This window comes from Proteiniclasticum sediminis (genome assembly GCF_018128025.1).
GTDB classification, from domain to species: Bacteria; Bacillota; Clostridia; order Clostridiales; family Clostridiaceae; genus Proteiniclasticum; species Proteiniclasticum sediminis.
Map to the genome: position 1 here is coordinate 46,878 of NZ_JAGSCS010000016.1, position 14,245 is coordinate 61,122.

Sequence of the window (14,245 nt, forward strand, 5' to 3'; positions counted from 1 at the left end):
GAGGATTAGCCTAAATCATCCTCCCTTGGAAGTGCACTCGACTCGTGATTTACATCGTGACATTAGGCTTTTTTTGCTCTGAGTAGGCTTTCACGCACAGCAGAGAGGCAAAACTTAGGAGGAACCATGAACGTTCACCAGCAGGATCCCATCCACATCTACTATAAGGCCAGCCATTTTTCCGATGGCATGGGGGCCCATATCCACCACCTCTATGAAATGATCTTCGTGGAGGAAGGGGTGGCGGAATTCGAAATCGGGGACAAGGTGGTCCACGTACGCCGCAACCAGATCATCTTTATCAGCAGCCTGGAGCGGCACTCCCTCCGGATTCTCCAGTACCCCTACAAGCGGACCGTCATCACCATGACCTCCGGCTTTGCGCTCTTTAACATCAAAGAGCCTGCTCTGGTGGCGATCCTCTCCCACCGTCCGGCGGATTTTCCTTACGTGTTTTCGCTTTCCGATGAACTCTCGAAGAAAATCAAGAGGCTTATGACGGACCTCATCAATGAATACGAGCTGAAGGACTATTTCTGGCTATCCCGATCCGCTGCCATCGTCTCCGGCATGCTCATCGACATCTACCGCTACAATCCCCACTACTTTGATGAGGTGGCGAGAAAGCAGGGGACCCCGGTGATCCTGGAGATTCAGAAGTACATCAGCGAGCATTTCCAGGAGGAAATCAGCCTGGAATACCTGGCGGAGAAGTTCTTCTTCAGTACGTCCTACATCAGCCGGAAGTTCAAATCCATCACCGGCTACAATCTAAAGCACTACATTATCCTCAACCGGCTGTCCTATGCCAAGGAGCAGCTTCGCTATTCCGGAAAGAGCATCTCCCAGATTGCGGAGGAATGCGGGTACAGCACCCTGAATCAGTTTACCAGAATCTTCACCCAATATGAATCTAAGGCACCTTCCGCCTATCGCCAGGAGTTCCATCAGGATCCCGCGGGGGCTGAAGCGGACTGGTAAACCTGGGATTTCGTGAATTTAAAAAACAGGGAAAACACGCCGGCAGAACCCTTCTAGCCCCATGCTCCCCCAAAGAAATTATGGTACAATAATTTTTGCCTGGAAACCCCAGGGACAAAGGAGAATACCGATGATCGAATGGAAGAAAAGTGAAGCCTTGGATGAGGCCATGAAAAAGCTCCTGGAGTCTCTCCTGGAGGTCCGGGAGTATCTCGAAGAAATCACGCCGTTCAACGGAGAAATCCTGACCCCTGCCCGGGAAAAGCAGCTGAAAGGTATCCTGCTTTCCCATGGGCTCCCTTCAGCCATCCGGCAGGATCCGTCAATATTGAAGGACAATCCTTATTTTCGAGACATCCGGCTGGATCAGGTGCGCAGCCCTTCTGTTTGGTATGAAAAAGCGGTGATCAAGAAACGCACCGTACTGAACACGGATTTTTTGCGTCCTGTGGGGACTTATCTCCTCCATGAGCATCCCCTGGGCTATTTTGATGAGGACCTGGAGATTCCTGTTCTAAAAGAAAAGGGCAAAGTCTGGATGTCCCCCGTGGTGAGCGAAATTCAAAGCATGGACGACGGGGTGAAAAAAGGCTGGGGCCGCTGCATGACCATGGGGCTGGGCCTCGGATTCCTTCCCTATCTCTGGCTCCTGAAGGATGAGGTGAAAAGCGTCACCGTGGTGGAACGAAACCCCCATGTCATCGAGCTTTTCAACACCTATATCCGGCCCCAGTTTCCCCCGGAAAAGGAACTGACCATCCTCTGCGGCGATGCTTTGGACTATTATAATGAACCCTTTCTTTCCCAGTTCGACTACAGTTATGTGGACTTCTGGGAGTCCACGGAGGACGGTCTTGCGGCCTACATCAAGCTTCAGGAAAAGAAGGTCTTAGCTCCCCGTGTGGACTTTTGGATTGAAGACGCCATCCTTCAGGATGTAAAGCACGTGGTGGCGCTTTATCTTCTTAACCACTACCGGGGCGGCCGCATCGCGGACTTCATCGCCGGTCAGGAGGGTCTCATGCAGACAGTGGCCAAGAAAGCCAACCGGTTCTTCAAGAGCCGGCAGGATGTCCTATCCACAGAAGAGGAGCTCCTCTTTCTCCTCCACGATAAGGAAACCCTGAGAGCACTGCTCTCCCTCACCCGATAATGCATTAATTCCCCAGAAATCCCTGGATACCGCCACCGGTGTCCAGGGATTTCTTAGGCTTATTCTTCTTTTCCAATTTTATTCATCAAAAGTCAAAATTTATTTTAATTATCCCTATTGTAGGCATTCAACACTTTCGTTATAATCTTCATGTATCTAAAAATCATATTATCAATCTATACATGATTTTGTTATTATATTTAATAATTCTGATATCACTATGTAAAAAGAGAAAAACATAACCAGACGCCGTAGATTTTGAAGTGATCGTTGAAAATGACGTGGCAAGACGATGACTTCCGATCAATACATCCTCAGGAGGACAACAATGAAAGTCAAAACGTTCTTGGTCTCTCTTTTTCTTGCCTTTCTTTTCTCCGGAACCGTGGCTGAGGCCGCCACCCACTGCACCACCACCTCGCTGAAGCTTCAAACCACCAACTCTTCCTCCGCTTCCCCGATTCTGGAGATTCCCCGAGGGGCCCATGTGGAATCCCTGGCCATGGAAGCCAGCGGCTGGTCCCTAGTGTCCTACATGAATCGCCCCGGCTATGTCCATGGCAGAGACCTAAAAAAGCTTTCAGACTTAGCCAACTTCCCGGCTTCTGCAGAAAGCAATCCTTCCCTTAAAGTTCAAGTCTCCCAACGGGTCAACCTTCGTAAAGGCTCCTCGGTATCTGCGGAGCTGATCCTCACCATTCCCCAGGGAGAACAGGCGGAATGGGTGAGCACCGAGGCCAATGGATGGTATCAGGTCACGTACAATGGACAAACGGGATTTGTCAGCAATCGTTATGCCGTGATCCTCCAGCCTGGCAGTCTGCCCCTAACCCCAGATCCTCTTCCTGTTCCGGATCCGGTTACTATAGCTGTAGCTCCACCCGCGCCCACCCCGAAGCCGGCTCCTGCACCGACACCAACCCCCGCACCTGCCCCAAAGCCGACTCCGGCTCCCACTCCTCCCCCGGCACCAGAGCCGGAGCCCCCGCTGCCTCCCATCGAGAATCCGGTACCCACTCCCCTTTCCGATGCCTATCAGCAGCTCACCCTCTACTACAGCACTGCCAAACTCACTCTGCATAAAGGGCCAGACGCGCGATATGAGTCCTTGGGAACGGTACCCAAAGGAATCCATCTTCGTTCCGAAGAGACTTCAGGCACCTGGCACAAGGTCACCTATCAGGGAAACACCGGATGGGTCAAGGGTAGCCTCCTGGGAAGTGGAACTGTCTGGATGGTGCAGGGGGTGATTATCGCCAATAAAGGCCATGGCATGAGTGCAAGCTTCGCCCCCGGGGAAAATCCCATAGCGCGGGCTTCCCTCAACGCTTTTGTCGCAGGGGCAAAACAGGCCGGGTTCAAGGCCAATGTTTTCTCGGGTTTTCGGACGTACGCTTATCAGAAAGGTCTCTACAACCGTTACGTGGCAAAGGACGGTAAAGCTGTGGCCGACACCTATTCTGCTCGACCGGGATTCAGCGAACACCATACCGGTCTCGCCTTCGACATCGGGATCGATGGAATCACAGTCTCCAAGAGCCTCGGCACTCATCCTGGTGGAATCTGGCTGGCCGAAAATGCCCATCAGTATGGTTTTGTCCGCTCCTATCCCGAGGGAAAGGAATCCATCACCGGCTACTCCTATGAGCCCTGGCACTTCCGATATGTGGGTGTAGATCTGGCCACTAAGGTCAAGAGCAGCGGCTTAACCCTGGATGAGTATCTAGGTACTGTAGCTCCCAATTACCGATAACCTTCTACAAACTTTGCAGTAATAGTAGTTAAGAATATTTAACGCTGAGGAAGCCTTCTGGTCTCTCAGCGTTTTTCATTTTGCTTCTGAACGATATTTCGTTGCAAGATCCATCACTCAAAATTACTAAAGTTTGTAACGCAAATAGAAAATATTAGGACTGCAAAAAGCGAAGAACCCTGATTTCACTTGCTCCAAGGGTTCTTTGCCTTTCGTTGCAGTTTGCAACGAAAACTGCAACGAAAAATTTACCGTTGCATTCTACATTGCGTAGGTATCCCCACATCATAAGTTCTCCTTCACAAAAGAGACAACATGAGAAAGAATATACTGGTATCCACAGAGGCATCCATTCAAAACCTTTTAGTAATCGGCGATATCCATCGAATTTTCATCGATTTGTGTTTCTCCTTAGATTTAGTTTTCTGGATGCCCTCCAGATCAAATCCTACCGATGATATTGCTTAAACTCACATTTAATATTACACACAGGTTGCAAAATCCGTGTGTAATTTTTATTGAGATCCGGTCCTTTTGGCGGTATAATAAAATTCAAACACAGATATGCATTATCTGTGTGTATATTTTACAAGCGAAGGTGAACGAATGGACATCCGAAAACAAGTAAAAGAAGTCATTATTCGTAAAGGCGGCATTGCAAAATCTGCTGATTTTGTCGCTTCTGGAATCAGAGCAGTTGATGTTGTTAAACTATGTAATGCCGGATTTCTAGCCCGTGTGCGTCATGGTTATTACGAACTTGCAGACAAAAGCTCCGTTTCTGAGGAACAGCTTCTCGCCACACTCATTCCAAAAGGAGTTGTGTGTGTTGAATCCGCACTTTTTCATTATGGCTACAGTGATTTTGCCCCACGCAAGTGGTCAATCGCAATTCCACGCTCTATGTCAAGGACAAAACTGAATGTGAATATTCTTGCTCTAAAGCCTTACTATATCCAGTCGGAACTGTATGAGTTGGGTAAAACCACAGATGAGTTTGGCGGCGTTACCCTGCCCGTATATGATCGCGAACGTACCATTTGCGATTGTTTCAAATACCGTTCAAAACTTGACAGGGAAATTTTTAATAAAGCCCTCAATGCTTATGTTAACGATTCAAAGAAAAATCTAAAGAACCTTTCTGTTTATGCAAAAAAACTTCGTGTGTATAAAAAGGTTACCGAGTTGATGGAGGTGCTTCTTAATGGCTGATATGGCTGCGTCTTTGCTTGCACGACTGAAAAACAAGGCCACCGAAAGCGGCCGAAGCTATCAGCTTTGTTTGCAGCTCTTTTGCCAAGAAGAATTTTTACGCCGTTTGGAGAAATCTAAATATGCAGAAAATCTTGTGCTGAAAGGCGGCTTGTTTATTTATTCCCTTACCGACTTTGACAGCCGCGTAACCGTGGATATTGATTTTCTACTTCGCCAACTGCCAAACACACCGGAGCAATTGAAAGCTGTCTTGGAAGATATTATCGCTACACCTACCGGAAGTGACTTTGTTACATTTGAGTGTAAAGATATTTACCCCATTGCTGTTGCCAAAAAATATGCTGGTATCGGCGCATCATTGGTTGCTTACATTAAAAACACCAAAACACCGTTCAGTATAGACTTCGGTGTAGGCGATGTCATCGTGCCAAAACAGGAAAAACGAAAAATCCCTACACAGCTTTCCGATTTTGATGCTCCGACGGTTAATACATACTCTATTGAAACTACTATCGCAGAAAAAATTGACGCTATTCTGATCCTTATGGAATTTTCAAGCCGGATGAAGGATTACTTCGATATTTACTATATTGCCAATAAGTTTGATTTTGAAGGTAGGGTGCTTACGGAAGCGCTCAAAAAGACTTTTGAAAACCGTGGACATCGCTTTACCGTTGAACAATTTGAGCAAATCATGGGTTATGCCGATGATTCAGCTATGCAAAAGAAATGGAAAGCCTTTACCCGTAAAATAGATACTCCATCGGATGATTTTAGCACTGTACTCAAAACACTAAAGGCATTTCTATCAAAACCCTTTGCGGCGGCAGTTGAAGGAAAAGAGTTTGCTGACCAATGGTCGGCCAGAAACAATAATTGGCTAGAATGAAAGAGTTGAGAGATCTTGGCCTTTCGTTGCAGTTTGCAACGAAAAATGCAACGGAAAATTTTCCGTTGCATTTCTTATTTATGCTTATTCCCACTCTCTGTTTTGACTTTTTCACGCGCTCCAGCGGGCTGTTTCACGCGGTTCTAAGGCATTATTTTCAGCTTTATTGATGCTTTTTCTCGTCTATTAAGGTCGATAGTACGCTTTTAGTACGGTTTTTTCACGCATCTCAGGCGTTAATTTTGTCTTCACTATTCTAAGTTTTGAACTATTATATCCCGCATAGACTTCTAAATCAATTTTATTATGTTAATATCTCACCTCTCTGCCACCGCCTCTCTTGGGGCGGTTTTTTATTGAAAGAAATCTCCAAAGTAAACTATCAAGTAAGAATCCAGGAGGGTCACAATGGAAAATCAATTTTACGATCAACAGTATCTGAAACTCTGCTCTATTGCAGATATAGAAGGAAGAGCCTTCGCTCGTACTGCATTAGAATCCTTTGCCGATCGAGAAAGTCTACAAATGTTTTTAAACTCGCTGTTTTACAACCATTCCATTATGGAGAGTGATCAGTTCGCCGTTTATCTTGGCCTGATGTATGAATTCATCGGGCAGGAAATGCCGGATGATATGGACTGCTATATTGTCATGGATCAAGAGTCCAATATCTTTTTCAGCTACTTTCTTACGACATTGCTGAGAACCATTCTTAATCAGGCTGGAGGTGATCACCCTTGCCCTGCCATGTAGTTGCCATCGCCAATCAGAAAGGCGGTGTTGGAAAAACCACAACCTGTGCCAATCTGGGAATTGGTTTAGCCCAGGAAGGTCGAAAGGTTTTGCTGGTGGACTGCGATCCCCAAGGCAGCTTGACGATCAGCTTGGGTCATACTCAGCCGGATCAACTGCCAGTGACACTTTCCTCTGTCTTAGGAAAGACTATGAATGACACGGCACTTTCTCCCCAGGAAGGCATCCTTCATCATTCTGAAGGTGTGGATCTAGTGCCCGCCAACATTGAGTTGTCCGGACTTGAGGTCTCGCTGGTCAATGTGATGAGCCGGGAAAAGATTCTGAAGGAGTATCTTGATGGAATCAAATCTGGCTACGACTACATCCTCATAGACTGTATGCCATCTCTTGGCATGCTGACAGTCAACACCCTGGCCGCTGCAGATAGCGTTCTCATTCCTGTGCAGGCTCAGTACCTTTCTGCAAAAGGCCTGGAACAGCTGCTTCAAACCATCAATAAAGTCCGCAAGCAAATCAATCCCAAGCTGAAGATCGATGGCATCCTGCTGACTATGGTGGATAACCGGACCAATGACGCCAGGGAAATAAGTACTCTTTTGCGGGAAACCTATGGAACCAAGCTGAAGGTGTTCGACTCGTCCATCCCCCACTCCGTCCGGGCGGCAGAAACTGCTTCCTATGGGAAAAGTATCTTTGCCCATGATCCCAAGGGTAAAGTGGCAGAAGCCTACAAAAATCTGACGAAGGAGGTGCTGAAACTTGAAACCCAGCGGCAGAAATCTAAATCTGACCTCCTACGATGAGATCTTTCAGACCGAAGAAACCAGAATCGAAGCAACCCAAGAGAAGGTCATCGATATTCCTTTGACAGATTTGCATCCGTTCAAGAATCATCCCTTCAAGGTAACAGATGACGAATCGATGCTGGAGACCGCCGAGAGCATCACCAAGCATGGTGTTCTAGTACCAGTTATTGCCCGCCCACGTGACGAAGGCGGATATGAGCTGATCTCCGGCCATCGGCGCAAACGTGCCAGTGAGCTGGCCGGTAAGAAGACTCTTCCTTGCATCGTCCGTAATCTCGACGATGACGCTGCCACCATTATCATGGTTGACAGCAATATTCAACGTGAGAACATCCTGCCCAGCGAGCGCGCATTTGCTTATAAACTCAAGCTGGAAGCGTTGAAGCGACAGGCTGGGAGGCCATCGAAAGAAAATGCGGGCCAAGTTGACCCGAATTTTGATAGCCGAAGATCCAATGTGATTTTAGCCGAGCAAGCTGGCGAAAGTGTGAAACAAGTTCAGCGTTTTATCCGCCTGACAGAGCTTGTTCCTGAGCTACTCGATATGGTCGATACCAAGAAGATCGCTTTCAATCCGGCAGTTGAGCTTTCCTACCTCATGCCTCATGAACAGGTCCAGCTGATGGAAGCCATGGACATGGAGCAGGCTACACCTTCCTTGTCTCAGGCTCAGCGCTTGAAGAAGTACAGTCAGGATGGCAAGCTGACCTTTGATGTTATGACCGCCATCATGTCTGAGGACAAAAAAGGTGAATTGGATAAGGTGACGCTCACCGGCGAGAAGCTCAAAAAGTATTTTCCTAAATCCTACACCCCACAGCAGATGGAGGAAACCATACTTAAGCTGCTGGAGGGCTGGTCGCGGAAGCGCCAGCAATCACAGGAACGGTAATTCCCCTCCGTGGTGCTTCGATGAGAAGCGCTTTTTTTATTCAAATGGTCGAAAGGAGGGATGCAGATGGCTGTATTTCGAGTTGAGAAAACGAGGGATTACACCGTTATAGCGAATCATCATTTGAAGAACAAGGATCTGTCACTGAAATCCAAAGGGCTTCTATCTCAAATGCTGTCACTCCCTGAAGACTGGGACTACACCCTCAAGGGACTTTCCATGATCAACCGGGAAAGCATCGATGCCATTCGTGAAGCGGTCCGTGAACTGGAACGGGCAGGATACATTGTCAGGACAAGGGAAAGAAATGAGTTTGGTCACCTTAAGGGTACAGACTACACGATTTATGAAAAGCCTCACCTGGCGACAAATTCTACAGAAAGCATAGAGCCTATATCGGAGAAGCCAGTATTGGAAAGACCAATGTTGGAAAATCCAATCTTGGATAATCCAGTGTTGGAGAAACCTACGTTGGGAAATCCAACGCAATTAAATACTAAGAAAACAAATAAAGATCCATTAATGACTAAGGGATTAAGTAAACATCCATCAATCCCTGATCCATCAAGAGAAGCCACGATCGAGAAGGATGGGATTGGATTGGATGCTCATTCCATCAAGGAGTCCATCCAGGAGAAAATCGAATACAAGTTTATTGTTCAGCGTTATGACAAAGATCGTCTTGATGAAATCGTGGACCTGATGGTGGAGACCCTCTGTTCCAAGCGAGACTATATCACCGTTGCCGGGGATGATTACCCTGCATCATTGGTCAAGGAACGGCTACAGCGCATCGACAGCACCCACATCGAATATGTCTTTGAATGCCTGGATAAAAACACCACCTTCATCCGGAATATCAAGAAATATCTGCTGACAACGTTATTCAATGCCCCATCCACCATCGATAGCTATTACACAGCGCTGGTGAAACATGATCTTTACGGAGCAGGTTCCCACTTTTACGAGGATCTAGGGAGCCTTATTAAGCCCGGCAAATAAGATGAGTTTTATTTTCATGCAAGTTTCGCAAATCAAAGTAGCACGATAATCAAATTTCAAAGTTACATCCGGCCAAAAGAAACTGATTCAAATGTTCATCTTTTCTGAAAGGAGTTACTCAAAATGAAAAGACCTCTCGCCTATATCACCGCTTCATGGGGCGTTGATCCAACTGAGAATACGGAGATCGCCGCCAAATACAGCAGGAAAGTATACGATGCTGGCTACAGTCCGATATGTCCAATTCTGATGCTTGCAACCTTCATAAATGACGGCATCCCCCAGGAGCATAAGGACAGACAGGACATTGAGCTCGATTACCTCAGACGCTCCAACGTCCTCGTAGTCTGTGGATCTCGGATCGACGAAACCGTGAAAAACGACATTGCCATTGCTGAGCGCTATCGTATCCCGGCAACTACATTAAGTGGCATCCTGACCGTTAAAAGCCACGGTCAGAAGACCTCCAAATAGCATAATTGCTGATTATGCACAAAACATGGCTTAAAAGGAATGTTTCGTGCAATTTCAAAAACAGAAAAGGAGAAAAAATCTATGGATGTATTGATTGTTGAACCTGAAAAATCGCCGCGTATGGCTAGTATCACCGGTGATCTGAATTCTCTGCAGCAGGTTGTAGGCGGCTACATCGAAGCCGTCTATCCCTATGATGACCCGGTTGCCATTGTCTGTCATGAAGAAGGCAAGCTCATCGGCCTCCCTCTTAACCGAAAACTTGAGGACTACGACATCATCGCCGGAACCTTCATCGTCTGCGGGCTTGGCGAAGAGGATTTTGATTCCCTCACACCAGAGCTGGCAGAAAAGTACCGCGAGAAATTTGCTGATCCGGAGATCTTCATGAAGATGGGCAGCCGCATCGTCGCCATCCCCATCAAACCCAAGGACGATCTTCATGTGGCCAAACCGAAACAGAAGTCCACGGAACCTGAGCTCTAAGCTCATTATTTCGTTGCTTTATTCCAGAATGCTAAGTCTAATGAACTTGTTATAAAGAGGTATAAGGTCTATTGAGACTTTCAAGTAGGACTATCAAGCACTAAACGTTTATATGGAAAAATTCACGATATCGTGATACAATTTTACCATTGAAGCTAGTTGGAGGAATGAAATGCCTGTAACCTACAATAAATTGTTCAAACTGCTTATCGATCGAAGAATCTCTAATTCTGAGCTGATGGACAAAGCTGGATTCAGTGCAAATATCATCACCAGACTTAAGAAGAACGAGTATATTTCTATGGAGAGTATCGAAAAAATATGCAATGCACTCCAAGTGGGTGTTGACGAAATCCTTGAGTTTGACTCTGTTGAATCAAGTGGTACCAATGAGCGTCTTTAGATGATATTCGTTTGTTTGAATTTCGGGTCATAAATTAATAAATGAGGTGGCGGTCAACATGGCGGAAAACATTAAGGTTTTTATTTCATATTCATGGGATAGTGAAAAGCATAAACAATGGGTAAAATCGTTAACTGATAAACTCATTCAAGATGGAGTTGATGCTTCACTAGATCAGTATGACTTGACTTTAGGTGACCGCCTTCCTCAATTTATGGAGCAGCGTATTGCGGAATCCAACCATGTATTAATTATCTGTACACCAAAATATAAAATAAAATCAGATCAACGAGCTGGTGGTGTAGGCTATGAAGGTCATATTATCTCAGGCGAATTACTCTCAACTAGAAATGAGAGAAAATTTATTCCAGTAATACGTGAGGGTACTCCTTTAACATCTATGCCAAAATGTCTCGAAGGAAAGTTAGCGATTGATTTAACTGGAGATCGAAATTTTAACGATGATCATAATTATAAGGATCTGATTACGACAATTTATGGAAATCGCTCAAAACCTCCGATGGGCACTAAACCAGCATATATTCCTAATGGTAGCAAACCCGTTTCCCAAGGGTTTGAAAGTTCTGAGGATATAAAAATCCTTGGAATCATTACAGATGAGGTTACAGTTCCAAAAAATGATGGAACCAGAGGTTCTGCACTCTATAAAATTCCTTTTAAGTTATCAAAGAAACCAAGCGACATATGGAAGAAAATTTTTGTTTCTACTTGGAACACGCCTCCCAGCTTCACTTCGATGCATAGACCCAAAATCGCATCTGTGTATGGAGATACTGTTTATTTGGATGGCACTACAATTGAAGAGGTAAGAGATTATCATCGGAAAACTCTATTGCTTTGCGTCGAAGAAGCAAATAAAAAGGAAAAGCAAATTTTAGCTGAGAAAGAGCGCCGCCGTAAGAGACAAGAAGAATTTGAAAAAGCTCAAAGCCAAAAAATACATGATGTAATTAAAGACATCGATTTTTGATAACATGTAGTAGCTTTAAATACTAAATTTCTTAATACAGTTTTGAATAGTAATGATTCTTGGACCGATTGAAAAATCGGTCTTTTTTGTTTTAATCATCCGACAAAATTTTGAGAAGGAGGAATTTTTCATGCAGGAAGAAGTGGAAAACAGGACCGTCGCCCTGGCCGTCAGTACCACCCGAATGACCGGACGTGTTCTGAAGGCTGCACTCATCAAGCTATTGGCTGAGATGAAGAAGAGCCGGGACAGTCTGCCGCAGATTCCCCATGGCAAGCAGACCGTGAAGGAGCTCATCGGTCAGAATGCCGGAGTCTCTAACATTGAGATCACGGATAAAAACATCAAATCCTTTGAACAGGTTGCCAGAAAGTATGGCGTAGACTATGCCCTCAAAAAGGACACTACCGGTGAGAAGCCTAAGTATCTGGTCTTTTTCAAAGCCAGAGATGCCGATGCCCTCACCGCTGCGTTTACAGAATACACGGCGAAGGTCCTCAAGAAGGACAAGCAGCCTTCCATCCTGGAGCAGCTTGTCAAATTCAAGATCCTGGTTCAGACCAAGGTCATGGACCGGGTGAAAAACAAAGACAAGGAGCTGACGCGATGACAGGAAAAATCAAGCGGATGTTCCTTCTAAACCTCCCCTATGTTCTCATAGCGCTAGGTGCGACCAAGATTGGTGAAGCCTGGCGCTTTTCTGTTGGAGTAGATATTTCTCAGAAGGTACTTCACCTGATGGAGGGTTTTATACTGGCCTTTCATTCCCCCTGGCCAAGCCTGCTCCCACAGGACCTGATCTTGGGCATTGGGATGGCTTGTGGCATCAAGCTCGCAGTCTATGTGAAAGGCAGGAACGCCAAGAAATACCGTAAAAACATCGAATACGGCTCAGCCCGCTGGGGTAGACCCGAAGACATCAAGCCCTTTATTGATCCAACCTTTCGCAACAACGTCATCCTCACGGAGACGGAGCGCCTGACCATGAATAACCGGCCCAAGGACCCAAGGCTGGCACGCAACAAAAACGTCATGGTGGTGGGTGGTTCCGGATCTGGTAAAACACGGTTTTGGCTCAAGCCAAATCTAATGCAGTGCCATTCCAGCTATGTGGTCACAGATCCTAAGGGCAGCGTCGTGGTGGAATGCGGACAGCTTCTCCTGAGGGAAGGCTACAAGATCAAGATCCTCAATACCATCAACTTCAACAAATCCATGCACTACAACCCCTTTGCCTACATCAAGAGCGAAAAAGACATCCTCAAGCTGGTGACGGCCCTCATTGCCAACACCAAGGGTGAAGGCAAAGCCGGAGATGATTTCTGTGTCAAGGCGGAGACCCTGCTCTATACCGCGCTCATGGGCTACATCCACTATGAGGCTCCAGAAAGCGAGCGAAAGTTTACAACCCTTATCGAGCTCATCAATGCCTCAGAGGTCCGCGAGGATGACGAGGACTTTCAGAACCCGGTGGATTTGATGTTCGCCGCTTTGGAAGAACGTGACTCGGAGCATTTTGCAGTCCGGCAGTACAAGAAATACAAGTTGGCTGCCGGTAAGACCGCCAAATCCATTCTCATCAGCTGCGGGGCACGTCTCGCGCCCTTTGACATCAAGGAGCTCAGAGACCTGACGGCCTATGACGAAATGGAACTGGATGCCTTGGGTGACCGGAAAACGGCGCTGTTCATCATCATCAGCGATACAGACGACACCTTCAACTTCCTGGTTTCCATGGCCTACACACAGCTCTTCAATCTGCTGTGCGACAAGGCAGATGACGTCTATGGCGGACGTCTGCCTGTGCATGTGCGCTGTCTCATTGATGAGGCGGCGAATATCGGTCAAATTCCCAAGCTGGAAAAGCTGGTAGCCACCATCCGGAGCCGGGAGATCTCGGCCTGCCTGGTGCTGCAGGCTCAATCCCAGCTGAAGGCTCTTTATAAAGATCACTGCGACACCATCATCGGCAATATGGACAGCACGATCTTTCTGGGCGGTAAGGAGCGCACCACATTAAAGGAGCTTTCAGAAACCCTTGGGAAGGAGACCATCGACACCTTCAACACCGGGGAAAGCCGAGGCCGTGAGGTTTCCCACAGTCTGAACTACCAGAAACTCGGAAAGGAGCTGATGAGCATCGACGAACTGGCCGTGCTGGACGGCGGCAAGTGTATTTTGCAGCTGCGCGGGGTACGGCCTTTTCTCTCGAGCAAGTACGACATCACGAAACACCCCAACTACAAGTATCTCTCCGATGCGGACCCGCGCAATGCCTTCAACATCGAGAAGTACCTGTCCACCCGTCTCAAGCCAAAGCCGGATGAGATCTATGAGGTCTACCACATGGATCTGTCCGTCGAACCCGAAGCCGCCGAATGAGCGGCTTTTTTCATCTCAAAATTTAAAATAATGGAGGTCAATCAATGGAATTCTTTAACAGT

General features: G+C 46.7%; 15 protein-coding genes. All 15 read left to right on the forward strand.

Going from position 1 to position 14,245, the window contains the following annotated elements; all coding sequences use genetic code 11:
• The first annotated feature begins 126 nt into the window (after positions 1 to 126).
• The 15 genes from KCG48_RS11375 (at position 127) to KCG48_RS11445 (ending at position 14,183) form a co-directional block, all read left to right on the forward strand.
• Positions 127 to 981, forward strand: a complete 855-nt coding sequence (locus KCG48_RS11375; protein ID WP_211802321.1) for an AraC family transcriptional regulator — start codon at positions 127 to 129, stop codon at positions 979 to 981.
• Positions 982 to 1,111: 130 nt separating this feature from the next.
• Positions 1,112 to 2,134 (forward strand): polyamine aminopropyltransferase, encoded by a 1,023-nt coding sequence (locus tag KCG48_RS11380; RefSeq protein WP_211802322.1) that lies wholly within the window; start codon positions 1,112 to 1,114, stop codon positions 2,132 to 2,134.
• A gap of 328 nt (positions 2,135 to 2,462) precedes the next feature.
• A complete protein-coding gene (locus tag KCG48_RS11385; RefSeq protein WP_211802323.1) occupies positions 2,463 to 3,887 on the forward strand; it encodes a D-alanyl-D-alanine carboxypeptidase family protein in 1,425 nt (474 codons plus the stop codon).
• 606 nt (positions 3,888 to 4,493) lie between these two features.
• Positions 4,494 to 5,099, forward strand: a complete 606-nt coding sequence (locus KCG48_RS11390) for a type IV toxin-antitoxin system AbiEi family antitoxin domain-containing protein (protein WP_211802324.1) — start codon at positions 4,494 to 4,496, stop codon at positions 5,097 to 5,099.
• Entirely contained in the window at positions 5,092 to 5,991 is a 900-nt protein-coding gene (locus KCG48_RS11395) for a nucleotidyl transferase AbiEii/AbiGii toxin family protein (protein ID WP_211802325.1), read from the forward strand. Before KCG48_RS11390 ends, KCG48_RS11395 begins: the two co-directional genes overlap by 8 nt.
• Before the next feature lie 408 nt (positions 5,992 to 6,399).
• The gene (locus KCG48_RS11400) at positions 6,400 to 6,744 is read left to right on the forward strand and encodes a hypothetical protein (RefSeq protein WP_211802326.1); all 345 of its coding nucleotides are present in this window, start codon (positions 6,400 to 6,402) and stop codon (positions 6,742 to 6,744) included.
• Entirely contained in the window at positions 6,729 to 7,550 is an 822-nt protein-coding gene (locus tag KCG48_RS11405) for a ParA family protein (RefSeq protein ID WP_211802327.1), read from the forward strand. The genes KCG48_RS11400 and KCG48_RS11405 overlap by 16 nt, the downstream gene beginning before the upstream one ends.
• The gene (locus tag KCG48_RS11410) at positions 7,507 to 8,445 is read left to right on the forward strand and encodes a ParB/RepB/Spo0J family partition protein (protein WP_211802328.1); all 939 of its coding nucleotides are present in this window, start codon (positions 7,507 to 7,509) and stop codon (positions 8,443 to 8,445) included. The genes KCG48_RS11405 and KCG48_RS11410 overlap by 44 nt, the downstream gene beginning before the upstream one ends.
• A gap of 66 nt (positions 8,446 to 8,511) precedes the next feature.
• Positions 8,512 to 9,447: a DUF6017 domain-containing protein gene (locus KCG48_RS11415; RefSeq protein ID WP_211802329.1), complete on the forward strand. Its 936-nt coding sequence runs from the start codon at positions 8,512 to 8,514 to the stop codon at positions 9,445 to 9,447.
• A gap of 123 nt (positions 9,448 to 9,570) precedes the next feature.
• The gene (locus KCG48_RS11420; protein WP_211802330.1) at positions 9,571 to 9,921 is read left to right on the forward strand and encodes a DUF7768 domain-containing protein; all 351 of its coding nucleotides are present in this window, start codon (positions 9,571 to 9,573) and stop codon (positions 9,919 to 9,921) included.
• An 81-nt stretch (positions 9,922 to 10,002) separates the two neighbouring features.
• Positions 10,003 to 10,407: a DUF3846 domain-containing protein gene (locus KCG48_RS11425; protein ID WP_211802331.1), complete on the forward strand. Its 405-nt coding sequence runs from the start codon at positions 10,003 to 10,005 to the stop codon at positions 10,405 to 10,407.
• Positions 10,408 to 10,579: 172 nt separating this feature from the next.
• Positions 10,580 to 10,810, forward strand: coding sequence for a helix-turn-helix domain-containing protein (locus KCG48_RS11430; protein WP_211802332.1), 231 nt, complete (start codon positions 10,580 to 10,582; stop codon positions 10,808 to 10,810).
• Positions 10,811 to 10,868: 58 nt separating this feature from the next.
• Entirely contained in the window at positions 10,869 to 11,801 is a 933-nt protein-coding gene (locus KCG48_RS11435) for a toll/interleukin-1 receptor domain-containing protein (RefSeq protein ID WP_211802333.1), read from the forward strand.
• 130 nt (positions 11,802 to 11,931) lie between these two features.
• Positions 11,932 to 12,411 carry a PcfB family protein gene (locus tag KCG48_RS11440; RefSeq protein ID WP_211802334.1) on the forward strand — a complete coding sequence of 160 codons (480 nt, stop codon included), beginning with the start codon at positions 11,932 to 11,934 and terminating at the stop codon, positions 12,409 to 12,411.
• Entirely contained in the window at positions 12,408 to 14,183 is a 1,776-nt protein-coding gene (locus tag KCG48_RS11445; protein ID WP_211802335.1) for a VirD4-like conjugal transfer protein, CD1115 family, read from the forward strand. Before KCG48_RS11440 ends, KCG48_RS11445 begins: the two co-directional genes overlap by 4 nt.
• The last annotated feature ends 62 nt before the right edge of the window (positions 14,184 to 14,245 follow it).